Source organism: Nocardia sp. NPDC046473 (genome assembly GCF_040645995.1).
GTDB lineage: Bacteria > Actinomycetota > Actinomycetes > Mycobacteriales > Mycobacteriaceae > Nocardia.
The window spans coordinates 330,559-354,208 of the sequence record NZ_JBEYZJ010000009.1 but is presented as its reverse complement, the minus strand read 5'-3'; the positions used below and the strand labels follow the sequence as shown (position 1 = coordinate 354,208).

The following is a 23,650-nucleotide window of genomic DNA, read 5'->3' as shown; positions in this document are numbered from 1 at the left end:
TCCACGAACGACGAAGCCGGTCCGCACCCATCCGAACACGGCTCATCACATGACTGTGCGGTCGATCCGGTTCGACCGGAGCGACCGCACAGTCCGCGCCCTCACACCAACGCGATGGCCGCGCCCAACGCGGCAAGCGCAACGAACTGCAACGCAACCCGCGCATTCACCACACTGTCCCATTTGTCCTGCAGCGCACGAGCATTCGGCGGCGTGATCCCCGCCTGCGCCGCGGCGGTCTGCTGCGTGTTCACCGGCTTGGCCACGCGAACGTAGACCAGCAGCCAGATCACCAACGCCGCCACCGCGATACCGGCCGCCACGGCCGCACCGACATAGCCGCCGATCGCCGCCAGCACAGCGGTCAGCACCGCGGTGACAACCCCGCTGATCCCGACGATCGGCATCCGACGGTCACCGTAGTAATGCCCCCACCCCGCCGAGGCCGTCACTGTCGCATCGTCCAACCGTGCGTACACCGACCGCGTGATGATGGCGTAGCAGGCATCGGTGCCGTAGACGACGGCGTTGGCGAGCACCGCAACGATGCCGAGAACCTGAACGACTGTGCTGAACATTGATGGACTCCGTCTCTCGATCTAGCGTTGCTAATCAATCTAGCATAGCTAGACACAGGCGCAAGTCTCCACCGTTTCAGCAGCTCAGACCCCCTCGACAACTGGCAGACCCGCGTCCGCCCAGTCCTGAATCCCCGCCCGGTACGCGCGAACATTCGTATAGCCCAGCGCCCGCAACTTGACCGCGACGTTCTCGCTGTTACGGCACGCCTCGTTCGCGCAATACGTCACAATGGCCGCCTCGCGATCCGGAAGCAGTTGCCCCGCAGTCGATTCCACATCGGATTCGACCAGAACCAGCGCGCCGGGCAGATGCGCCTTCTCGTAGTAGCCGGCCCCGAGCGTGTCGAGCACCGTCACCGAACCGGCCTCGATTGCGGCCGCGAGCTCCGCACGAGCAATGACATCGGTCATGAGATTTCCTTCCTCCGAACACAAACTATGTGCGTGTGCACGCTACTATATGCGTGCGGGCGCACACAAGTAGGTAAGATCGGACCGTGGCCCACACCGACCATCCCCGCGCAGCAGCCAACGCCTGGTCCGCGCTCCTGCGCGTCCACGCCCAACTGGTGCCCCAACTCGACGCCGACCTACGCACCGCAGCCGGACTCCCCCTCGCCTGGTACGACGTCCTGCTCGAACTCGACGGCGTCCCGCCCCTGCGCATGACCGACCTCGGCGCCCGCGTCGTCCTCAGCCGCACCCGGGTAAGCCGACTCGTCACCGAACTCGAGACCGCCGGACTGGTCACCCGCGAAGCCAACCCCGACGACGGCAGATCCGCCTTCGTCACCATCACCGACACCGGACGCACCCGCCTCCGCGAAGCCGCCCCGCGCTACCTCGCCGGCATCGAACAACGCTTCGCAGGCAAACTCGACCCCGACGAACTGCAGACACTCACCCGAACACTCGGCAAAATCCTTGGCCCAACCGACATTTCCTAGCAAAACTCTCAGGAAGACCACTCCGCACCACCGGTACTTTGGATAGCGCGCATATCGGGCGCGACCACCGGAAGGATGCAATCTCTTGATGATCGGTGCCCTCAGGCCGCTCCCCACCCGACCGACCTGCCCGCACCGACAAAGAGCCGCTTGATGTTCGCGCGCTGGGGAGATTTCGTCCACCGGTTCCGATTCATCGTCATCGGCGTCGTCGGTGCGGGCATGCTCGCGCTCGGCGCATACGGCTATGACCTCGGAAACCATCTCGGCGCCAGCGGATTCGACGACCCCACATCGGAATCGTCGCACGCCGCACGCCTTGCCGACGAAGCGTTCCTGCGCGACCACACCGCCGACGTGCTTCTGGTCTACACCGCACCGCCCGGTGTGAAACTCGACGATCCCGCGTTCAGCGCCAAGATCGTCGACAGCCTGAACAATCTGCCGAAGAAGTATCCCCAGATCGACAAGGTCAACGGGGCCTACTGGCGAACCGATGCTGCGCCGGGGAACCCCGCCATCTTCGGTAAACCCGAGGAGAACCGCGCATTCGCCTCTGTCGCCATCAAAGGCGACAACGACACCGACATCGTCAACAATTTCCGGGCCGTCAAGGACGTCTTCTATATCACCGGAATCGACGTCCAGGTAGCCGGACTCCAACCGGTTGCGGGCGCCCTCACCGACACCATCGCCGACGACCTGCACCGCATGGAACTGCTCGCGCTACCTGCTGTCGCGATCCTGCTCTTCTTCGTATTCGGTGGTCTTGTCGCCGCAGCACTGCCGCTGATCCTCGGCGGCCTCACCATCATCAGCGCCAACGGCATCGTCCGATTCATCACCGAGATCACACAGGTCAACTCGTTCGTCTCCAGCGTCGTCACGATGATCGGCCTCGGTCTCGCGATCGACTACGGCCTGTTTATCGTCAGCCGCTTCCGCGAAGAAGTCGCCGAAGGCTACGAAACTCACGTCGCTGTCCGCCGCACCGTGATGACCGCGGGCCGCACCGTCGTCTTCTCCGCCACCATGATCGTCATCAGCCTCGGCGGCCTACTGTTCTTCCCACAGGGATTCCTACGATCGCTGGCCTATGGTTCCATCGCGACCGTCTCGCTGGCCGCGCTGTCAGCGATCACCATTCTGCCCGCCATCCTCAGCATCCTCGGACCGCGCGTCGATATGCTCGGCGTCAAGCGGTTCAGCCGAACCAAAACCGCTGAAGAAGTCGAGAACGGACTCTGGGGCCGCAGCACGCGATGGGTGATGCAGCACCCGAAGAAGATCGCCGTCCCGCTGATCCTCGGCTTGCTGCTACTGATCATCCCGGTCAAGAACATCGCCTTCGGTACCTTCAGCGAAACCTATCTGCCACCGGATAATTCGACCAGAATGGCTCAACACGAGTTCGACACCACCTTTCCGAAGCGCAAGTCCGACCCGGTGCAACTGGTGTTCGTCACCGAGGACACCGACGACAATCGCCAGGCTCACCGTAATGCCATCGGCGTGGCGCTCAAACAAGCAAATCGAGCACCGGGGCTCGCTGAGCTCAGACCAGGTGTGCCAGGCGAATTCGCCACGCCGACCCCCTCGACCCTCCGGCCGGGCGTCTACCGCACCGAGGCTCAACTGGCCGACTCCACGAACACCGACGCGGCCAACGCGACCATCGACTACCTACGCGCGATGGCGCTGCCCGACGGGGTCACCATGCTGGTCGGCGGCCAACCCGCGTTCAAGAAGGACACCATCGATGGCATGCTGGGCCGCATACCGTTCATGGTCGTGGTGGTCTTGCTGCTGACCACGATGCTCATGTTCCTGACCTTCGGATCCCTCGTACTGCCGCTCAAGGCCGCTCTGATGAGCGTGCTCGGCCTCGGATCCACCCTGGGCATTCTCACCCTCATCTTCGTCGACGGCTACGGCTCGGGCCTGCTCAACTTCACTCCACAGGCGATCCAAGCCAACGTGCTGATCGTCATCATCGCCATCATCTACGGGCTTTCCACCGACTACGAGGTATTCCTGTTGTCCCGCATGGTCGAAGCCCGCACCAAGGGCGCGACCACCACCGAGGCCATCCGAATCGGCACCGCACACACCGGCGGAATCATCACCGCCGCCGCGCTGATACTGCTCGTCGTCACCGGCGCGTTCGCCTTCTCCGACCTGGTGATGATGCAGTACATCGCCTACGGCATGATCGCCGCACTGTTCATCGACGCCACGATCCTGCGCATGCTGCTGGTACCCGCCATCATGAAAATGCTCGGCGACGACTGCTGGTGGGCGCCGGCCTGGATGAAACGGCTCCAACAGCGCGTCGGCCTCGGCGAACCCGTCCTCGATGATGAGCACCCCAGCGCTCGCAACATGACCGACCTCGTCAAGACCACCCCCGTCACCGACCCGGTGACCGTGCGACTGCCCGTCGTCAGTGCGGATCAAGGACAGCGCTGACTTCGCCCTCAGCGGAATCGCTTACGCAGCACGGCTTTCCCGAATTAGCGTGGGCAGCTCGAAGGGAGGTCGAGCATGCACGCTCCGATCAAGTTCTCGATGACCGCCAATGTGGTCGAGGTCGGCTCCTGGCCGGACTTCGCCAAGGGATGCGAGCGGGAGGGGTTCGACGCCCTGATGGTCCCTGACCATCCAGGTTCGTTCGTTTCGCCTTTCGTCGCGCTCGCCGCGGCCGCGACCGCCACCGAGACGATCCGGCTCGGGACGAATGTGGTGAATGCCGGGATGTGGGAACCGTTTCTGCTGGCCGGCGAGGTCGCCACGCTCGATTTCGTGTCCGGTGGGCGGGCGTTGTTCGGGATCGGGGCCGGGCACACCCCGGCGGAATGGACCATGCAGGGGCGGGAGCATCCTTCGGCCTCGGCACGGGTGGACCGAATGGTCGAGGTCACCGATACCACGCGGCGGCTGCTCGCCGGCGAGACGGTGACGTTCGCGGGTGAGCACGTTCAGCTCCGGGATGCGGTACTGAACCGGCCGCGGCCCGTGCAGGAGGAAGTGCCGGTTCTCGTTGGCGGCAATGGGACTCGCGTGCTTCGATATGCGGCCGCGAACGCGGATATCGTCGGATTCTCCGGGCTCGGTCGGACGCTGGCCGATGGGCGCAACCATGAAACCCGGTGGAGTCGCGATCAGATCGACGCGCACGTCGAGCTCGCACTCGATGCTGCTCAGCAGGCAGGACATTCGCCCGCGTTCGAGGCGCTCGTGCAGCATGTGGAGATCACCGACGACGCGGAAGCTGCCTGTGCCCGCTTCGCCGAGGACATTCCCACCACCAGCGTCGCCGAGCTGCTCAGCGCACCGTACGTCTTGATCGGCACAATCGACGAGCTGGTCACCGAGCTGCGTGCACACCAGAAGCGCTGGGGGTTCGACCGATTCGTCATGCGCGCACCCGCCCGTGCAGCCGGTGCCCAACTCCTCGCGGCACTCACCTCAACAGAGAACTAGTACTCGTCGCCCGCGCCCTCTCGTCTTGGCTGACGAGAGGGCTGGAACGGTTGATTGAGCAATGGTGATTTGTGGTGAGGTGCGGTTGGAATATTCCGTATGCGAAGATACGCATATCTACGTATCTATATGGATTATCTACTTTGATACCTTCCACTGAGCCTCAGCCGATCTCCGCCACAGAACCTGATGACTCCGGAACCCGCAGTCCCCCAACAGAACTCCCTATCAAGGCGCGACAACTCCCCTGCCTCACCTATAGGGCCGATCTGCCCGACTCCTCCCCCAACTCTCTGCACCGCCGCAGATCCACTTAAAACGGGCATACGACCAGTTACGCTGTCCCCTAAATCCGCTCATTCGCAATGAACTCGCAGTACCATCCGAGGTCGGCCCCAGTTCCGAATAGACCGCATACGGTGAACCGAATCGCGGTACACCTTCCAACGGTTAGGGCCACCAATGCACCTTGTTCGGGTACGTGTTGCCTCACTAGTCACCGTGGTCGGAGCATGCGCGGCCGTCTTCGTCTCCGGTGCCGGCGCGGCGTCCGCGCGAGACCTCGCACTCCCCCGCCTGACCGCTGTGCGGGAGGCCGCTTGCGAAGACGCGACCCAGGCTGCCGAGCGTGCTGAAGCCAGCATGAAGAAGGCCGCGGATGCCAGCAAGAAGGATCCCTCCGCAGCGAACAAGAAGAAGGCATCAGCCGCAAAACAGAAGTACACCGACGCTGTGCGTGCGAAGAACAATGCTTGCGAGGAAATCGGCGATCCTGCGGATAACGACTGGGATTCGCAGCCACCTGCTTAGCGCGCTGGGCGTCCGTTCGTTCTCGCGATGTCCGCTACGGGCGATGTGGTGGATGACATGCTGCATCCATCACATCGTGCGGAGAGCTACGCGGGCTTCTTCTTCGGCGGGGTGCTCGAGCAGTGATATTTGTACCCGCGCTCGCATGGCTGGCGCTCGATTTCGTACATGTCGTACTGCTCGCAACCCCTGACTTCCCAGGAATTCAGCTGGCACCCCGTCCACCAAGCGTCGGCCGCCACGAAGGTCGTGTCCGGTGCCGCTGCTGCAGTGGCACCGGCTCGGCTACAGGCCGAGGGCTGCGAGGGGCCGACGTGCTCCGCCACGGTCGCCGAGGCGGCCGGGCTCGAACCCAGTAGAAACGTGACGAGCAAGCCTGTCATTCCGAGCGTGCTGCGGATGAACCTACGCATTACCGATCCCCATTCCTCGAGGTTGGACGAGCTGGACAGACCAACAGCGCCGGTCACGAAACCCTCATCAGAAAGCGGACATCCCCTTATTCGGATCTTGGATGGCCGGCATCTGGATCAGGATGAGCGGCCGTTCCGGGGATCGCTGACCAGTCCCGCCGTTGCCGCTGATCAAGCCTTTGTCGTCAGATTGTCCATGAGCAGGCCGAGGGCGAACTCGAAGCGGTCGTGTCCGGTGCCGGAGATCAACTCGGCGGCATGGCGTCGAGTCAGCGGGAACTTCTCGGCGGGCAGTGCGGTGAAGCGGTCCAACAACTCCTCGTGGCTGAGCACCCATTCCTGATCCGGGTGCCGGCGCCGTTGCTGGACCAGTGACTGCTCCAGCGCATAGGCGCTGACGTAGAGGGACAGCGCATCGCGAGCCCATCCGGCCGTCCTGGGTTCGATGCCGCCGGTGAGCAGGATCGCCAGTATTCCTTCGCCGACCCGGAGCGTTTCCAGGTTGGTCGGGACCGTGGCCAGCGCGGCACGTGAGATGCCGGGGTATTTCAGGTACAGGTCGCGGATCTGCGTGTACACCCCGAGCAGCTGCTCGCGCCAGACAGCCGAGTCCGGTTCGGGGAGCACGACTTCGGAGTAGAGGCTGCCGATCAGCAGATCGTCGATGTCGTCCTTGTTGACGATGTGTGCATACAGCGACGACGGACCGGTGCCGAGCACGGCGGCGACCCGGCGGATGGTCAGCGCGTCATACCCCTCGGCCGCGACGACTTCCAAGGCGGCGTCGGTGATCCGCTGGACGGTGATCGGCTTCTTGTGCGGTGTCGACGCGGCCGCCGCTGCGGGTTGGGCGTGGCGAGCTGCGCGGCGTTGGCGGGGATCGGCGGGCATGCCGACCACTATAGCTTGACAGGAACTTAGTTCGTTAAATGGAACTTAGATCGAGCGGTCGCTTCGCACCCATGAGCCCGGAACAGGCTGCGCGGCTAGCTGTTCGGCCGGTAGCCGAGCATGTCGAGCAGGGCGTCGAGTTGAAGTTCGAAGAGTTCGGCTCGGTCGGCGAAGGTTTCCGCGCCGTACATGTCGAAGACGTCGGCGCTTACCGCGCCGAACAGGCTGGCCCAGAAGGTAACTCCGCGGATGATGAGCCAGTCGGGGATGTCGAGGTGGAGGTCGTTCCGGATTTGGGCGAAATCCGTTGCTAGAGGCGATGATAGGCGCGGGACCAACGCGGGAACGTGCAGCAGGTCCGACTGGTAGGCGCGAGCGAAGAGAGATTGCAGGGCGATGATCACTCGGGTGCCGGGGGCCATGGTTTCGTCGGCGGGGGCGTCGTAGCCGGGGACCGGGGTGCCGAAAAGTAGTCCGTAGCGGGCGGGTTCGGCCAGGGCCCAGCGGCGGACGGTGCGGGCGAGGATGCGGATTTGTCCGATCGGGTCGTCGGGCGCTTCGGCGAGCGCGGCGTCGACCTCGTCACCGAGTGCGTTGTAGCCGTCCACGACCAGCAGGGTCAGTAGTTCGTCGCGGCTGCTGACGTAGCGGTAGACGGCCGAGGAGACTACGCCGAGGTCACGGGCGACCGCGCGCAGCGAGAGAGCCGCGGCACCGTCGGTCGCCAGATGCTCCCGGCCGATGCGGACTATGTCGGTCATGGTCTGCGCCCTGGCTCGGGCGCGCGGCGTCGTCGGCATGCATTCACCGTGCAATACCAAGAGAGCATTGTCAACAACAGAGAGCGTTGCTCTCACTTGGCTGAAGGTCGCTTCCGTCGCCTGACAGAAGTCGCAGTCCTGAGCGCGGAAAGCGGGTGGCGTCGACACAAGACCACGCCACCCGCCCTGGTTCGGCGCACAACCTACTGAGTAGTAGTGTTATTCGAGTCACTGGCGACCTATCGAGGAGTTTCCTATGGACCAGAGAGCAACGGATTTCGACGTTCTCATCGTCGGTTCTGGGTTCGGTGGCAGCGTCACCGCGCTGCGCTTGGTCGAGAAGGGCTACAAGGTAGGCATCCTCGAGGCGGGCCAGCGGTTCGCCGACGACGAACTGCCCAAGACCAGCTGGGATCTGAAGAAGTTCCTCTGGGCGCCCAAGCTCGGCTGCTACGGCATCCAGCGCATTCACCTGCTGCGCGATGTCCTCATCCTCGGCGGCGCCGGTGTCGGCGGCGGTTCGCTGAACTACGCCAACACACTGTATGTGCCGCCGGAGCCGTTCTTCCTGGACGCGCAGTGGCGCGACATCACCGACTGGCAGACCGAGCTCGCGCCGTACTACGAACGCGCCCAGAAGATGCTCGGCGTGGTGCGCAACCCGCACATGACCCCGGCCGATGAGGTGTTCAAGCAGGTCGCCGACGACCTCGGTGTCGGCGACACCTTCGTACAGACCCCGGTGGGTGTGTTCTTCGGCGAACCGGGAAAGACGGTGGCGGACCCGTACTTCGGCGGCGTCGGCCCCGAGCGCACCGGCTGCCTCGAATGCGGTGACTGCATGGTCGGCTGCAAGTTCGGCGCCAAGAACACGCTCGTGAAGAACTACCTCTACCTCGCGGAAACGGCCGGGGCACAAGTCATTCCGATGACGACGGTCACCGATCTGCGGCCACACCCGGACGGCACCTGGGACGTGTCCACCGCGCGCACCGGCGCCTGGGTGCGCAAGCAGCCCAAGACCTACACCGCGGCGAACGTCGTGCTCGCGGCAGGCACTCGGGGCACTCAGCAGCTGCTGTTCGCCATGAAGGACAAGGGCGCACTGCCGGAGCTCTCGGATCGGCTCGGCCAGCTGACCCGCACCAACTCCGAGTCGATCGTCGGTGCCGCGACCAAGAACGTCACGCCCGGAGTCGATTTCACCAAGGGCGTGGCGATCACCTCATCCATCCACCCCACCCCGGACACCCACATCGAGCCGGTCCGCTACGGCAAGGGCTCCAACGCCATGGGCCTGCTGCAGACGCTGATGGTGGACGGTGGCGGTCGCATTCCGCGCTGGCTGCGCTTCCTCGGCCTCGTACTGCGTCACCCGATGAACCTTTTCAGCTTCCTGAGCACCAAGGACTGGAGCGAGCGCACCATCATCTCGCTGGTCATGCAGCACCTGGACAATTCGATCACCACCTACACCAAGCGCGGACTGTTCGGCCGCAAGCTGACCAGCAAACAGGGCCACGGCGAACCGAATCCGACCTGGATCCCGGTGGGCAACGACGTCACCCGTCGGGTGGCCGCCAAGATCGGCGGCATCGCGGGCGGCAGCTGGGGCGAGATCTTCAACATCCCGCTCACCGCCCACTTCCTCGGCGGCGCGGTGATCGGCGCGGACCCCGAGCACGGCGTAATCGACGGCTACCACCGCGTTTTCGGCTATCCGACGCTCAGCGTCGTCGACGGCGCGGCGGTCTCGGCCAACCTCGGCGTCAACCCGTCGCTCACCATCACCGCCCAGGCCGAACGCGCCGCCGCCTACTGGCCGAACAAGGGCGAGATCGACACCCGGCCCCCGCTCGGCGCCGCCTACCAGCAGATCGCCCCGGTCGCACCGGCCGCGCCGGTGGTGCCCGCGAATGCGCCTGCCGCACTGGTGCTTCCGATCGTGCAGATCACGAAGACGTCCGCCGCGGGCTGATCGTCGCCCACCGGTTCTGGACAGTTCGACGAAGACCCGATGATCCGGCGGACAGCATGCCGGGCAACGGGACAGTCCCGTGCGGGTGACGGAGGGCGATTCACGCGCACCCGCTTCCCACGTCTGGATTCATAAGCCAGCAGAGCGGGCGGCGGCTAGGCGTCGGCTGGGTTGAGCATGCGGAATACCAGGCCCGCTGCGGCGGCGGCCAGCAACTCGACGATCAGGTAGAGCAGGGTTGATGTGCCGAAGAGGCCCATTGTCATGCCGCCGAGCAGGACTGCGGGGTTGAAGGCAGCGCCGGAGATGCCGCCTACTGCGATGGCTCCGGCGGCAACGGTGAATCCGATGGCCAGGCCGTAGAACGAGTTGTTGGGGTGATCGGCGCTGGTCGCCACGTTGAGTACGACGTAGGCGAGGGCGAAGGTGAAGACGAGTTCGGCGACGAGGGCGTCGGCCAGGAGATGACCCGACGGACTCAGCGCGTGACCCGATGGGCCGCCGACGACGATGCGGACGACCACTGCCGCTATCAGTCCGGCCACTAGCTGGGTGAGCCAATAGCCAACGGCGACAAGTGGTTTGATTCGGCCGCGGACCAGTGCCGCCAAGGTGACCGCTGGGTTGTAGTGCGCGCCGGAGATGTGGCCGCCCGCGTAGACCATGACCATGAGGACCGCGCCGATCGCCAGTGGCGCGAGCGAACTCCCGCTGTGCACCGCCGCGCCGACGGTGAAGACGAGAAAGAACGTGCCGATCCCTTCGACGACGAGCTTGCGTGCAATATCCCAACCGGGTGTATCGAGGGGTACGGCGGTCTTATCCAGGGCTGAGGTAGTCATTCTTCTGTCTCCATTCCAACCATCGATTGCTGTTCTTCAGCAACTACTTGCTCGTGTCGGCGGTGGCCGAGCGCAGTTCCCTGGCACGCGCACGCGCGGCGAACTGGTCGTGTCGACGCAGTCGCGCGTCGGGATCCAGGCAGATCTGCTCGCAGTAGTCCGAGACGTCCTGCGTCACGATCGGCAACGGGTGTCCGCACACCCAGAAGGCCCGGGCTTCGGCGTCGTAGGCGAGGGGAAATCGACAAACGCACGGGGTGTCCGATGCCATGGCTGTTCCGATCATGGTCCGCACACGGTGTCGGCAGACACCGCCATTCTGTTGAAACGTATTGCCCGCCAGGATGGTTCAGCCTGGAAGAGTATTCGCGCCACGTTTGCCAGCGCAGCGAGGATCTGCGGCAGCGCGGGCGTTCCACTACACGGAACGGTCCACCCCCGCCGGCGGCCAGGCTTGTATGGTTGATAGCAAGCTGTCCACCCCTGGGGAGGGTTACGATGCGCATTCACTCCGTTTCCGATGACGGTTCGACCACTCCAGCGGATGGCGGTGATCAGGCGTTCTTCGATCCGGTGGTGTACGGCAACGGCCCGGACGACAACGTCACCGACACCGCCGAAAGCGCGGCCGTCACCCATCACACGATCACCATCGACGGCAACGAGATCCCGTATACCGCGACGGCGGGTCACCTCGTCACGGTCGATCCGAGCAGCTCGATGCCGAACGCGAAAATGTTCTATGTCGCGTTCACGAAAGACGCACAGCGGGAAGAGACGCGACCGGTCACGTTCTTCTACAACGGCGGTCCGGGTTCCTCGGCGGTGTTCGTGCTGCTCGGTTCGTTCGCGCCGCGGCGGATCAAAACCAAAATGCCCGACTTCACGCCGCCCGCACCGTATTCCATGGAGGACAACCCCGACAGTCTCATCGACACAAGCGATTTGGTGTTCGTCAATCCCGTCGGCACCGGCTACTCGGCAGCCGTTGCGCCACATAAGAATCGGGATTTCTGGGGTGTCGATCAGGACGCGGAGTCGCTGAAGCAGTTCATCAAGCGCTACTTGACGAAGAACTCCCGATGGAACTCGCCGAAATTTCTGTTCGGCGAATCGTATGGCACCGCACGCAGTTGCGTCCTCGCCTACCGGCTGCACGAGGACGGCGTCGACCTGAACGGCATCACCCTGTTGTCGTCGATCCTCGACTACCGGCAGTCGGGCAACCCGATCGGCCTGTTGCCGACGGCCGCTGCCGACGCCTGGTATCACAAACGGCTCGGCATCACCCCGCCGTCCGCCGACCTGGCCACGTTCCTGGCCGAGGTCGAGCAGTTCGCCACCGGCGACTATCTCGCTGCGCTGCAAGCGTTTCCGAAGGTCGATCCGGCCGTGATCGACAAGCTCGCGGCGTACACGGGCATCGACAAGATCGTGCTGACCTCGTGGAGTCTCTACATCGGCTGGCCGTTCTTGACGACGCTGCTGCAGGATCGCAACCGCGCGGTCGGCGCGTACGACGGCCGGGTCACCGGGATCGATTCCGGTATCGCAGGCAAGGTCGACCCGAACTCCGGCGGCAACGATCCGACTATGGCGGCCGTGTCCGGCGTCTACACCGCGATGTGGAATTGGTATCTCGAAGAACAGTTGAAGTTCACGTCGGACTCGGCTTTCACCGACCTCAATGATCAGGTGTTCCTGAACTGGGATTACAGCCACGTCGACCCGACCGGCACGAAGCACGGGCCCGACGCTTTCTACACTGCAGGCGATTTGGCCGCGCTGATGGCGATAAACGTCGACCTGAAAGTCCTGTCGGCCAACGGCTACTACGACTTCGTCACGCCGCAGTATCAGACGGTGCTCGACTTGCAGCAGATGCCGCTCGACGATCCGACGGTCCGCCAGAACCTGTCGATCCGTTTCTACGAGTCAGGTCACATGGTGTACCTGGACGGAAATTCGCGTACCGCGCTCAAGCAAGATCTTGTTCAGCTGTACGACATCGTGACCAGCGACCGGGCCGCGATGAGCCGCATCCTCACCTTGTGGAAGAGCAAGGGCTGAGCTCACACCGCGGCGGGCACCGAGTGATACCGCCGCCGGTGCTCGTCCCAGGGCTCGCGCTGCTCCTCCGGACTCATCGCGAGCAGCAGTCGAAGTTGGGCCCATTGGGTTTCGTCGGTCGGGGTGTAGATCTGCACCCACGCGCCGGCCACGACGGGCAACGACATGCTGGTGATGAACATTTCCAGCTCGCCGATGGCCAGGTGGCGGAGCTGCTTGATCCGGTTCGACGGGACCGCGACGTCGTTGCGCGCCCACAGCGCGGCGAAGTCCGCACTCTCGGAGCACATTTCCTCGATGAACTCCTGCCAGCTCGGGTCGTCGAGGTTCTTCGCGTAGGCGCCGCGCAGGTAGGCGACCATGCGGCGCAGATCGTCCCGGCTGCTCCGGTAGGTGTTGCAGCAGGGCGGCGTGAGGAATACCCGCCGCACGACATTGCGCTCCCCCGCCAGGAAACGTGGGCACAGGGCCGCATAGGAGTCGTTGAACGCCAAGACGTCATATCGCGCACTCAACACCGCCGCGGGCAGCGGCGCCAAGTGATCGAGGATGGTCTGCATCTCCTCGGGCAGGGCGGTGCTCGAGTGCGGGCTCGGCACGGTCGGCACATTGGCGAGCCGATAGAGATGACCGCGCTCGGCATCGTCGAGCGCGAGCGTCCTGGCCACCGCGTCGAGCACCTGCACGCTGACGTTGATCTGACGTCCTTGCTCGAGCCAGGTGTACCAGGTGACTCCGATGCCGGACAGCTGCGCGACCTCCTCGCGCCGCAGCCCGGGCGTGCGGCGGCGCGGGCCGGGTGGCAGCCCGACGTCGTCCGGCGAGATCTTGGCGCGGCGCGACTTCAGGAACGTTCCCAGCTCCGCGCGACGCGCTTTGCGCACCGCCCGGACATCCAGCACATCGGTCATCTCATGATCGTGCCCGAAATCACTAGCGGTATCCAGGTGCTGCTAGTACCCGTTTTACGGCGGCGATCCGGCATTCGAACGCGACCCGAGCCTTCGGGGCGTGCTCCGGCTCGAGTTATTCGGTAAGTTGATCACTTGTGCCCAAGTCCCGGATGTTGGAGTTTCCACGCTCGGGCCCAACGCTTTTCATACTGGCCGCAAGTGCCGCCCTGGCGGTGATCCTGCTGTTCACCACGGTCGACCCGTGGCTGGACCGGGCAGGCATCCTGGACGGTGGGCTGGACGTGCACGTGTATCGGGACGGCGCCTGGCGCATCCTGCACGGACAGCCGCTCTATACCGAGCCGACCATCGCTGGGCTCTTGTACACCTACACCCCCTTCTCGACGATCGCCTTCATACCCATCGTGGCGATTCCGTGGTCGTGGGTCGCCGACACCTGGCTGGTGTTGAACCTGATCGTGCTCTGCGGCTGTGTGCTGCTGAGCTGGCGCATCCTCGGATATCGGATCAACGCCCAACTCACCGCGGTCAGCGCGCTATTGGCGATCACCTGCGCGTTCATCGAACCTGTCCGCACCACGCTGTTCTACGGGCAGATCAACCTGATGCTGATGTTCCTGGTGCTGTGGGACTTCTCCCGCTCCGACCGGAGCAAGCTGCGCGGCATCGGCGTCGGCCTGGCGGCGGGCATCAAGCTCGTTCCGGCCTACTTCGTCGTGCAGTTCCTGGTGCTGCGCCAATGGCGGTCGGCCTGCACCGCGGTCGCGACCTTCGTCGCGTCGATCGTGCTCGCCTGGGTCGTGCTGCCCACCGACTCCAAGCAGTACTGGACTTCGACGTTCTTCCAGTCCAATCGGATCGCCGACGACATGCATCCGTCGAACCAATCGATCCGCGGCGCCATCGCGCACCTCACCCACCACCCCGCGCCGCTGTGGTTGTGGTTGCTCATCGCGGGCACTGTCACGCTGGTGAGCTTGGCGATTACCGCGGGTCTGTTCCGGCGCGGCGAACGGCTGCTCGCGGTGGCCCTGGCGGGACTCACCGCCTGCGCGGTGTCCCCGTTTTCCTGGGATCACCACTGGGTGTGGTTTGTTCCGCTGTTCGTTTATCTGGTGCACAAAGCGCAATCCCGGTGGGGTTGGTGGCTCGTCGCCGCAGCACTTTTCGCCTCGATCGGTGCGTGGACGTGGGAGTACGACCCGAACTATGTGGTCGTCGGGCTGTTCCTGTTCCCGCCGTGGTGGCCGGGTGCGCAGATTCTGATCAACAGTTTTGTCATCGTGTACGCCATCGTGCTCATCAGCTCGGGACTGGTTCTGCTTCGGCTCCATCGCCAGGGTGTCGAGGTCAGGGACGAGGTGTGCGCGCCGGTGTGAACGCCATGCTCGAGGCGTTCGCGTCCCTGCTGGTTTGATCGGATACGGAAGCGGCGAGACGGCCGAATCGTGCCCGTCTCGCCGCTTCTGTTGTCCTGCTGCAGGAATCAGAGCAGGTGTAGCAGTTCCAGGTCGCTGACGTACTTGTCGATCAGTGCCTCCGTCAAGTGCGGAATATCCTTGTCCGCGCCGATCTCTGCGGCCTGCACGGCGGCTTGGAACTTCTTGGCGGGCAGGACGGCGCCGCGGACGGCTGGAGCCTGGCGGCGGTAGGCGTCGAGCAGCGGGAGAACTGAGGCCTGACGCTGTTTTTCGGGCAGACCGCGGATTGCCGTCTCGAAACGGGTGAACCAGTCCGCGTAGTCGGTGATGCGCTGGATCGGCCGACCGGATTCGATGAGCCAGTCGACGAATTCGTCCAGCGAGATGCCGTCGTCATGCGGGTTGAGCACGTCGTAGGTTTGGAAGCCGTCGGTGGCTTTGATGCCGAGGGTGGTGATCGCCTCAGCGGTGAAGTCGGCGGGGAGACCGTCGTAGTGGGCCCGCTGGCGGTTTCCTTCGGCGTCGGTTCGGTAGAACGAATACGGCGCGATGCCCGTGGCGACGAGGCTGAGGATCAGCCGGGTGAACACGTCGGGCACGTTGAGCTGGCCCGCGTAGCGCCGGTCGGCGAGGATCATGTCCGAACGGAACACCGCGACCGGCAGCCCGCACAGATCGTGCGCCTCGCGCAGCAGAACCTCGCCCGCCCACTTGCTGTTCCCGTAGCCGTTGGCGTAGCCCTCGCGCACGGTCCGCACCGCACTCATCTCGCGGATGTCGCTGTCCTCCTGGAACGCCGCGGGCTCGACCTGATCGGCCACCCCGACGGTGGACAGGTAGGTGACCGGCTTGCGCCGCGAGGTGATCGCCAGGCGGATGATTTCGGCCGTACCAACGACATTGGGGCCGAACATCTGGCGGTACGGCAGCACGTGATTCACCAGCGCGGCCGGATGGATGATCAGGTCGACGGTGTCGGCCAGCCGCTGCCAAGTCGGTTCGTCCAGACCGAGATCCGGGTCGCCGATGTCACCCGCGAGCACTTCGAGGTTCCGGGCGGCCAGTTCCTGGTAGTGCGTGACGAGTTTCGGATCGCCACTGTCGAAGGCCGCGTCGAGCCGCTTGCGGGCCGCCGCCGCGTCAGTGCCGCGCACGATGCAGATCAGCTTGCCGCCCGACTTGTCCAGTCGCTCCAGCCATTCCAGGCACAGGAAGCGGCCGAGGTAGCCGTTCGCGCCGGTCAGCAGGACCGTCTGTGCGGGGACGGGTGCATGCGGAATCGTGTCGGCGGCCGCCAGGGTTCGGCCGTCGATGAACTTGTCCAGCGTGAGATCGGCGGCCAGGATCTGCGACCCAGCACCGTGCACGGAGGTGAAGGTTGGCCGCTTCGCGCTCGAATCACGTTCCGTCTCGATGTATTTCGCGATCTCCCGGAGGTTGTTCGCCGGGCTGATGATGACATCGACCGGCACCTCGACCCCGAAGGTCTCGTTGAGCAGATTCGAAAACGACAGCGCCGACAGCGAATCGCCGCCCAGGTCGGTGAAGTGCGCGTCGGGGCGCAACTCGGTGGCGGCGAGGCCGAGCATGGCTCGGGCCGCATGACCGACCGTCTCGAGCACCGGACGTCGACCGGCTTCCCGGCGCAGCTCCAGCAGCTCGTCGCTGCGCCGCGCGTCGTGATCGGTGTAGATCTGCTCGAGCCGCTGCCCGTAGCGTTCCTTCAGCTTGGGGCGCAACAACTTCGCGATGCCGGAGAGCAGGCCGTTCTCCATGGTGAAATGTTCTGTCTCGATGAGGAATTCGCGGGGAACCTCGTAGGACTGCAGGCCCGCGTCCTTGGCCAGCTGCTGAATCGACTCGGTCAGCGCCGTTTTCAAGGCGTCGGTGTCGTAGTCACGCAGCGCGGCGTCGGTGGGCACGATCACCGCGACCAGGTAGGCCCGTTCGCTGCTGCCGTAGATGTAGATCTGCCGAATCAACGGGCTGGTGGCGTACACCGCCTCGAGGTGAGCGACGGTCACGAACTCGCCCTGGGACAGCTTGAGCACGTTGTTGCGACGGTCGACATACACCAGCTCATCGGGCCCGAGCTCGGCCACGATGTCACCGGTCTTGTAGAAGCCGTCCTCGTCGAAGATCTCGGCGGTGACCTCGGGTCGCTTGTAGTACCCGGGAATCTGGGTTGTCGCCTTGACCAGCAGCTCACCGCGCGGATGCGGCTGATCGGTGCGGAAGTAGCCGAGCTCGGGCACATCGACGATCTTGTAGTCGGTGATCGGCGGCCGCTGGACCCGGTTGTCCATGATGATGCCGGCGCCCGCCTCGGTCGAGCCGTACCCATCGTGCAGTTGCACGTCGAGCACGGACTCCATGAACGTCCGCATCTCCGCGGACAGCGGCGCGCTGCCGACGATCGCCCCCAGCAGGCGCCCGCCCAGGAAGTTCTGCCGCAGTTCGGTTTTCACCTCTTCATCGAGGGCCGCGATGTCCACGCCGGCGGCCGAGCGCAGGTCCATCTCGCTGCGGTAGCGCTGAAAGATCATGTCGCACAGGCGCGGCACGAAGAATATCTCGGTGGGCCGCACCAGTGCGATGTCCTCGAACAGCGTCGACATATCACTCTTCGCCGCGAAATACGCGGTGCCGCCGCGGGCGAGCACGCCGATCATCGACAGGCGTCCGGCGATGTGACTCATCGGCATGTAGTTGACATTGATCCCGACGCCGGGCTGCCCGCCCTGCCACATCACCCTGGTCAACCGCTCGGTGTACATCGCGCCCTTCGGCGTGCCCGTGCTGCCCGAGGTGTAGATGAGCAGCGCGAGCGGGTCGTCATCCTCGGCCGGGACGAACAACGGCGCTTGCGGCTGTGCGCTGCCGCGTTCGAGTACCTCGTCGAGAGTTTCGACGGTCACCGAGCTGTCCGCGTCGGCGAGGCGCCGACGGGCGTCATCGAATGCGGCGCGCTGCGCGTCGTCTTCGGGGTGGTAGTCGAATACGAGTAGTCGCTCCGGCGAGGTGCCGGCGAGCAAACAGTCGACGGCCGCCGCGAGGTAGTCCGGCGTCGAGGCCAGCAGCCGTGGCGCGGTTTCGGTGAGGATCGCGGTCAGCTGGGATACCGCCGCGCTGGCCTGCAACGGCACGGTGACCGCGCCGAGGTGCACCGTGGCCAGATCGAGCGTCGTGTAGTCGATGCTGGTGAAGCCCAGCAGTGCGATGAAATCACCGGGGTGCAAAGGCTTTTCGGAATCGCGCTGCCACGCGGTCGAGACCGCGCCGACCCGCTGCCAGAGTTCGCCATAGGTGATGGTCTCGAGCGTGGACAGCAACCGCACCGACTTGGCGCCGGTCGCGTCATCGGTAGCCAGTTCGAAGGCACGCTGACCGAGGGCAGGACGGTCCGCGTAGCCCTGCATCACCCTGTCGATGACCTGCGCCACCCGCAATCCGGGTTCTCGCGCCGCCGCGGTGACCGCCTCGAGCGGCAGCGCCGCCTTGACCTGTTCATCTTCGGCGAACAACTGCGCGATACGGCTCTTCAGCCGTTCGTCCCGTGTACCTACCGCCATGGCAAATCTCCCTCGCTGAGAAAGTTAGAAACGCCCTGCAACTTTTCAAACAGGTTAGCCTGCCTAAGTATTTCGGAAAAGGGCGTGCACTAGCGACGAAAATGGTGGTATCCGCCACACCTGACAGGAATAATATGCCGTATAGCGGACATTCCTCGCGTTCCACGCGCACTTATCCAGGTGTTGCCGGTACCAGTTTTAATGGGCTCCTGTTACTGGTGTCGGACCGCCCGCAAGATCAGTGCATGACGCAGATCTTGTCGCCGGATTCGGCAGCCGCACAGCCGGTTACCGCGCCCCCGGCAGCACCACCCGCCGCGTACGGTGCGCGGCGCACCCTTGCCATCCTCGCAGTGATTCTCACCGGTCAGTTCATGGCCGTGCTCGACGCCTCCATCGTCAATGTCGCGATTCCCTCGATTCGCAGTTCCCTGCACACCTCCGGCGCGGCTTTGCAGCTGATCGTGGCCGGTTATGTGATCGCCTATGCCGTTTTGCTGGTGACCGGCGCCCGGCTCGGCGACCGATTCAGTCAGCGGCGGATGTTCATCGCCGGTTTGGCGCTGTTCACGCTCGCCTCGCTGGTCTGCGGGCTGGCCTGGAACGAAATATCGCTCATCGTGTTCCGTTTCGCCCAGGGTGTCGGGGCGGCGGCGATGGTGCCGCAGATCATGACACTCATCCAGCGCAACTTCACCGGGAACGCGCGGGCCAAGGCGCTGAGCGTGTACTCCGCGATCATCTCCGGCGGCATGGTCGCCGGGCAGGTGCTCGGCGGGCTGATCGTCAGCGCCGACGTGGGTGGCAGCAGCTGGCGCGGGGTGTTCCTGGTCAATGTGCCGATCGGTCTCGCGCTGCTGGTGGTCGCGCCGCGGGTGCTGCCCAAGGTGACCCAGCGTTTCGATCGTAAGCTCGACCTCGCCGGACTCACCATGCTCACCGCCGCCGTCCTGGCCCTGGTGCTTCCACTGGTGCTCGGCCGAGAGCTGAACTGGCCGCTGTGGTCCTGGATTTCATTGGGCGCCTGCGTGCTTGCCTTCGCGGCGTTCATCGGGATCGAGCGGGCGGTGGCGGCACGCGACGGTGAGCCGTTGTTCTCGCATCGCGTGCTCGCCGCGCCGGGACTGCTGCTGACCGCGGCGACCCTGTTCGTGGTGATGGCGACGTTCGGTGGCTGGATGTTCGTGATGGCCATCCATCTGCAGAGCACGCTCGGTTACAGCGCGCTACATGCCGGGCTGATGTTCATCCCGTTGGGCGTGACGTTCGCGATCGCGGGCATGAACTGGGAGCGCATCCCACATCGGTTCCACGCCAAGATGATTCCGCTCGGCCTGGTGCTGGCTGCGGCGAGCATGGTCGCGATCGGTGCGCTGCTGCGCAACGGCGCCGACGTGGGCCCGCTCGTACTGGTACTGCTCGCGCTCTGCGGCGTCGGCAACGGACTCGCGTTCAGCCCGCTGATGACGCGGACGCTGGCCAAAGTGCCGATGAGTCTGGCGGCGGACGCCAGCGGGATTCTCGTGACGAATGTGCAGCTCGGCATCGTCGTCGGTATCGCCTCGTTCGGCACGCTGTTCCTCGGCCTGGCGGGCAGTACGGCGCTGTCCGCGTCGCACGCGCTGGGCGGCACTGCCATCGCGGAAGGGGTGACCGTGCTGGTCGCGGCGGGTCTGTCGGCCCGCGCGGCGCGATAGCACGCACCGCACTGATCCCGGGTCACCTGGTGGCCCGGGATCAGTGCTGTCCGGCTTCGAATCAGCACGACGCAAACCGTCGCGGCCGCCCGCGATCGAACGCATGCTCAAGAGGGCTGCTTCGCCAGTCGGACAGAAAGGCGTCGAGATGCCAGTCGGGCGAACCGGTCTCGTTGCCGCAATTCTCGATCGCAGCACGGAGGAAGGTGTCGAATGGGCGTTTTCGCGCTCGGCATAGAACTCGACGGCGAAGGCTTCCATCCGGAGGCCTGGCGCCGCGCCACCCACACGCCGGACAGTCTGCTCACCGGCGACACCCTGCGCACCCGGGTCGCCACGGCCGAGAACGCGGGCTTCACGCTCGTCACATTCGCCGACTCCATCCTGCCGCCGGAGTCCGTGGCCGGTCGCATCGACGCGGTCACCCGCGCCTCGTTCGTCGCGGCGACCACCAGCACCATCGGCCTGGTCCCGACGGTCGCCACCAGCTACGCCGAACCGTTCCACACCTCCTCGCAGATCGCGACGCTCGACTATGCGTCGCGCGGCAGGGCCGGGTGGATTGCCGAACGGCTCGACGACCCGCGGGCCGCGGCGACCTGGGGGCGCACGCAGGTCACCGGTGACGAACTAACCAGGGAGCAAAGCGATTCCATCGAAGTGGCCCGCCGACTCTGGGATTCGTGGGAGGACGATGCGGTGATCCGCGACTACCCCAACGGGCGGTTTTTGGACCGGGACAAACTGCATTACATCGACTTTCGTGGTGCTTCCTTTTCGGTGAAGGGCCCGTCGATCGTGCCGCGCCCGCCGCAGGGGCAGCCCGTGGTGTTCGGTGCCGACGGTGACGTCGATGTCCGGATAGTCGCAGCCGACTCAGTGGCCGCCGCTATCGAATCGGCCGAACGTGCGGGAGCACCCTTGGCTTTCGCCGAAATCGACGTCACGCTGGACACGCCCGGCGCGACCGCCGTCGAACGGCTCGGCGCAGCACCCTCGAATTCCCCTGCCCGCCTGGCCTTTTCTGGATCCGCGGCGGAGCTGGTCGATCTACTGACCCACCTCAGCACCCATCTCGACGGCGTGCGCCTGCACCCCGCCGTCATCGACGAGGACCTTCCGGTGCTCGCCCGCGAGGTGCTGCCCGCGCTGCTGCGCACCGGCGTCGCACATCGCCCGGTGCCGGGTTCGACGTTGCGCGCGAACCTCGGCCTGGCCCGCCCCGCCAATCGCTATGCCGCGTCGAACTGACCGACAGGAGCCTGACCATGACACATGATCCACGTCCGGACGCCCAGGTCCACTTCGGTGTGTTCTTCCAGGGCGTCAACCACACCACCATCTGGTCCGATCCGAGCAGCGGCTCACAGATCGACTTCGAGACCTTCCGCCGCGTCGCGCAGACCGCAGAGCGCGGGCTGTTCGACGCGTTCTTCCTCGGCGAGGGCCTGCGGCTGCGCGAGCAGGACGGCAAGATCCTCGAACTCGACATCGCGGGCCGACCGGACGCGATCGCCCAACTCGCCGCGCTGGCGGGCATCACCCGGCACATCGGCCTGGTCGCCACCCAGAACACGACGTACAACGAGCCCGCCGACCTGGCACGCCGCCTCAGCGGTCTGGACCTGATCTCCGGCGGCCGGGCCGGCTGGAACGCCGTCACCACCGACAACGCCTGGACCGGTGAAAACTTCCGCCGCGGTGGCTATTTGGATCATGCCCTGCGGTACGAGCGGGCCGGAGAGTTCCTCGCCACCGCCCGCGCGATCTGGGATTCCTGGCGTGATGGTGCCATCGCCTCCTCGCAGCAGAGCCCGTCATGGGCCGACGAGGACGCGGTCCGTCCGGTCGAGAGATCCAACGACCACTTCCAGGTCCAGATCACCCCGACGTTGCCTCGCAGTGCCCAGGGCCATCCCGTCATCTTCCAGGCCGGTGACTCCCCCACCGGCCGTGATTTCGCCGCGGCCAACGCCGACGTCATCTTCTCCAGGCACGGAACACATTTCGACGACGCTCTCGCTTTTGCCGACGACATCCGCGCCCGCCTGCGCGCCGCGGGCCGACCCGAGGACGACATCAAGATCCTCCCCGGCACTCAGATCGTGTTGGCGGAGAAGGAATCCGAGGTCGAAGAGAAGGTCCGCTGGGTCAAGAACGGCCAATACACCGGCCAGACCGCCCTTTCCCTGGCCGGCCAGGTGTGGGGCCGCGACCTGTCCCACCTCGACCCAGACGGGCCCCTCCCGAAAGAAGACCCCGAACACCGCCCCATCTCCGAAACCCGCGGCTCCCCCCGCCACGGCCAGGACCCGCAATCGATCGCCCGCGAATGGCGCGCCCGCGCCGAAGCCGAAAACCTCTCGCTCCGTGAGACAGTCATCGCCACCACCGAACGCTCCGGCTTCGCAGGCACCCCCGCCCAGGTAGCCGACGAACTGGCCCGCTGGGTCCGCCAGGGCGCGGTAGACGGCTTCAACATCTCCCCCTACCTCATCCCCACCGGACTGGACGAAATCGTCGACTGGCTGGTGCCCGAACTCCAAGAACGAGGCGTCTACCGCACCGAATACACCGGCACCACCCTGCGCCACCACCTCGGCCTCCGCGCCCCTCTCACTCACCGCACCTGAGCCGCACCATTTCCGATGCCGCCCACCGAATATTGCCGGTGCGGGTCATCGGGAGTGGTGCGGTTGTGACTCAGGGAAGCGCGACGTGGACGCGATGGTCGGCGCCGTAGTGGCGGCCGGTGCCTACGATCAGGAAGCCGAGGCGGGCGGCGAGTTCGAGGCTGGGTTGGTTGTCGGTGTGTACCAGTGCCCAGACCGAGTTCAGGTGGAGGGTGGTGAGGCCGTGGTCGAGGATGGCCTTGGCGGCTTCGGTGGCCAGGCCTCGGCCGCCGTGGTGCGGGCTCAGGTACCAGCCGATTTCAGGTAGGTCGCCCGGTAGTTCCCAGGAGGGGCGGAGGTGGCCTATGCCTACCAGGGTGTCACCTTCCAGGAATGCCCAGTGGCCCATGCCCGCTGGGCCGTTGAAGGCGAGCCGGCCCCGCATCATCTCGCGCGCGTTGTTCGGGTCGCTGAAATCGATGTCGATGTAGGTGCTCATGCTCTTGTGCGCGAACACCTCGATGACCGCCTCGGTGTGCTCGGCTCGCAGGGGCGCGAGGGTCAGTCGCTCGGTGTGCAGTGTGGATTGGCCCATGTATCAATCCTGCACCCGAACATGATTCGAGGCCCGTCCTGGTGGACGGGCCTCGAATTGTGC

The 23,650-nt window shown here is 65.1% G+C and carries 19 protein-coding genes; 10 read left to right on the top strand and 9 right to left on the bottom strand.

Annotated elements, in window-relative coordinates:
- Positions 1-101 precede the first annotated feature (101 nt).
- Positions 102-578, bottom strand: coding sequence for a DUF1772 domain-containing protein (locus tag ABZ942_RS32085; protein ID WP_357388590.1), 477 nt, complete (start codon positions 576-578; stop codon positions 102-104).
- A gap of 84 nt (positions 579-662) precedes the next feature.
- Entirely contained in the window at positions 663-992 is a 330-nt protein-coding gene (locus ABZ942_RS32080; RefSeq protein ID WP_357388588.1) for a rhodanese-like domain-containing protein, read from the bottom strand.
- A gap of 86 nt (positions 993-1,078) precedes the next feature.
- On the opposite strand from ABZ942_RS32080, the gene ABZ942_RS32075 reads away from it, so the two are divergent.
- The 4 genes from ABZ942_RS32075 to ABZ942_RS32060 all read left to right on the top strand — a co-directional run bounded on the left by ABZ942_RS32075 (position 1,079) and on the right by ABZ942_RS32060 (position 5,821).
- Positions 1,079-1,528: a MarR family winged helix-turn-helix transcriptional regulator gene (locus ABZ942_RS32075; protein ID WP_357388586.1), complete on the top strand. Its 450-nt coding sequence runs from the start codon at positions 1,079-1,081 to the stop codon at positions 1,526-1,528.
- A 153-nt stretch (positions 1,529-1,681) separates the two neighbouring features.
- A complete protein-coding gene (locus ABZ942_RS32070; RefSeq protein ID WP_357388584.1) occupies positions 1,682-3,997 on the top strand; it encodes an MMPL family transporter in 2,316 nt (771 codons plus the stop codon).
- A gap of 75 nt (positions 3,998-4,072) precedes the next feature.
- On the top strand, positions 4,073-5,011 hold the full coding sequence (locus ABZ942_RS32065; RefSeq protein ID WP_357388582.1) for a TIGR03621 family F420-dependent LLM class oxidoreductase: 939 nt from the start codon (positions 4,073-4,075) through the stop codon (positions 5,009-5,011).
- Positions 5,012-5,596: 585 nt separating this feature from the next.
- Positions 5,597-5,821, top strand: a complete 225-nt coding sequence (locus ABZ942_RS32060) for a hypothetical protein (RefSeq protein ID WP_357388580.1) — start codon at positions 5,597-5,599, stop codon at positions 5,819-5,821.
- A 584-nt stretch (positions 5,822-6,405) separates the two neighbouring features.
- On the opposite strand, the gene ABZ942_RS32055 is transcribed toward ABZ942_RS32060, so the two are convergent.
- Together ABZ942_RS32055 and ABZ942_RS32050 are read right to left on the bottom strand one after the other, a co-directional pair.
- Positions 6,406-7,125, bottom strand: coding sequence for a TetR/AcrR family transcriptional regulator (locus ABZ942_RS32055; protein ID WP_357388578.1), 720 nt, complete (start codon positions 7,123-7,125; stop codon positions 6,406-6,408).
- A 95-nt stretch (positions 7,126-7,220) separates the two neighbouring features.
- Positions 7,221-7,925, bottom strand: a complete 705-nt coding sequence (locus ABZ942_RS32050) for a WHG domain-containing protein (RefSeq protein ID WP_357388576.1) — start codon at positions 7,923-7,925, stop codon at positions 7,221-7,223.
- Positions 7,926-8,142: 217 nt separating this feature from the next.
- On the opposite strand from ABZ942_RS32050, the gene ABZ942_RS32045 reads away from it, so the two are divergent.
- Entirely contained in the window at positions 8,143-9,864 is a 1,722-nt protein-coding gene (locus ABZ942_RS32045) for a GMC family oxidoreductase (protein WP_357388574.1), read from the top strand.
- A gap of 155 nt (positions 9,865-10,019) precedes the next feature.
- Here ABZ942_RS32045 and ABZ942_RS32040 read toward each other — a convergent pair whose 3' ends face one another.
- Together ABZ942_RS32040 and ABZ942_RS32035 are read right to left on the bottom strand one after the other, a co-directional pair.
- A complete protein-coding gene (locus ABZ942_RS32040) occupies positions 10,020-10,706 on the bottom strand; it encodes an aquaporin (RefSeq protein WP_357388572.1) in 687 nt (228 codons plus the stop codon).
- Between the two features lie 43 nt (positions 10,707-10,749).
- Positions 10,750-10,977, bottom strand: a complete 228-nt coding sequence (locus ABZ942_RS32035) for a hypothetical protein (RefSeq protein ID WP_357388570.1) — start codon at positions 10,975-10,977, stop codon at positions 10,750-10,752.
- Positions 10,978-11,204: 227 nt separating this feature from the next.
- Between ABZ942_RS32035 and ABZ942_RS32030 the strand changes: the two genes are divergently transcribed.
- Positions 11,205-12,776 carry a peptidase S1 gene (locus ABZ942_RS32030; protein WP_357388568.1) on the top strand — a complete coding sequence of 524 codons (1,572 nt, stop codon included), beginning with the start codon at positions 11,205-11,207 and terminating at the stop codon, positions 12,774-12,776.
- Between the two features lie 2 nt (positions 12,777-12,778).
- Here ABZ942_RS32030 and ABZ942_RS32025 read toward each other — a convergent pair whose 3' ends face one another.
- The gene (locus ABZ942_RS32025) at positions 12,779-13,687 is read right to left on the bottom strand and encodes a helix-turn-helix transcriptional regulator (RefSeq protein ID WP_357388566.1); all 909 of its coding nucleotides are present in this window, start codon (positions 13,685-13,687) and stop codon (positions 12,779-12,781) included.
- 137 nt (positions 13,688-13,824) lie between these two features.
- Here ABZ942_RS32025 and ABZ942_RS32020 point away from each other — a divergent pair, with 137 nt between their 5' ends.
- Positions 13,825-15,069, top strand: coding sequence for a glycosyltransferase 87 family protein (locus ABZ942_RS32020; protein WP_357388565.1), 1,245 nt, complete (start codon positions 13,825-13,827; stop codon positions 15,067-15,069).
- Between the two features lie 107 nt (positions 15,070-15,176).
- On the opposite strand, the gene car is transcribed toward ABZ942_RS32020, so the two are convergent.
- A complete protein-coding gene (car, locus tag ABZ942_RS32015; protein ID WP_357388563.1) occupies positions 15,177-18,683 on the bottom strand; it encodes a carboxylic acid reductase in 3,507 nt (1,168 codons plus the stop codon).
- A gap of 245 nt (positions 18,684-18,928) precedes the next feature.
- Between car and ABZ942_RS32010 the strand changes: the two genes are divergently transcribed.
- The 3 genes from ABZ942_RS32010 to ABZ942_RS32000 all read left to right on the top strand — a co-directional run bounded on the left by ABZ942_RS32010 (position 18,929) and on the right by ABZ942_RS32000 (position 23,013).
- Positions 18,929-20,380 carry an MFS transporter gene (locus ABZ942_RS32010; protein WP_357388561.1) on the top strand — a complete coding sequence of 484 codons (1,452 nt, stop codon included), beginning with the start codon at positions 18,929-18,931 and terminating at the stop codon, positions 20,378-20,380.
- Positions 20,381-20,593: 213 nt separating this feature from the next.
- Positions 20,594-21,631: an LLM class flavin-dependent oxidoreductase gene (locus tag ABZ942_RS32005; RefSeq protein WP_357388559.1), complete on the top strand. Its 1,038-nt coding sequence runs from the start codon at positions 20,594-20,596 to the stop codon at positions 21,629-21,631.
- A gap of 17 nt (positions 21,632-21,648) precedes the next feature.
- A complete protein-coding gene (locus tag ABZ942_RS32000; RefSeq protein WP_357388557.1) occupies positions 21,649-23,013 on the top strand; it encodes an NtaA/DmoA family FMN-dependent monooxygenase in 1,365 nt (454 codons plus the stop codon).
- 70 nt (positions 23,014-23,083) lie between these two features.
- On the opposite strand, the gene ABZ942_RS31995 is transcribed toward ABZ942_RS32000, so the two are convergent.
- Entirely contained in the window at positions 23,084-23,587 is a 504-nt protein-coding gene (locus ABZ942_RS31995) for a GNAT family N-acetyltransferase (protein WP_357388555.1), read from the bottom strand.
- Positions 23,588-23,650 lie beyond the last annotated feature (63 nt).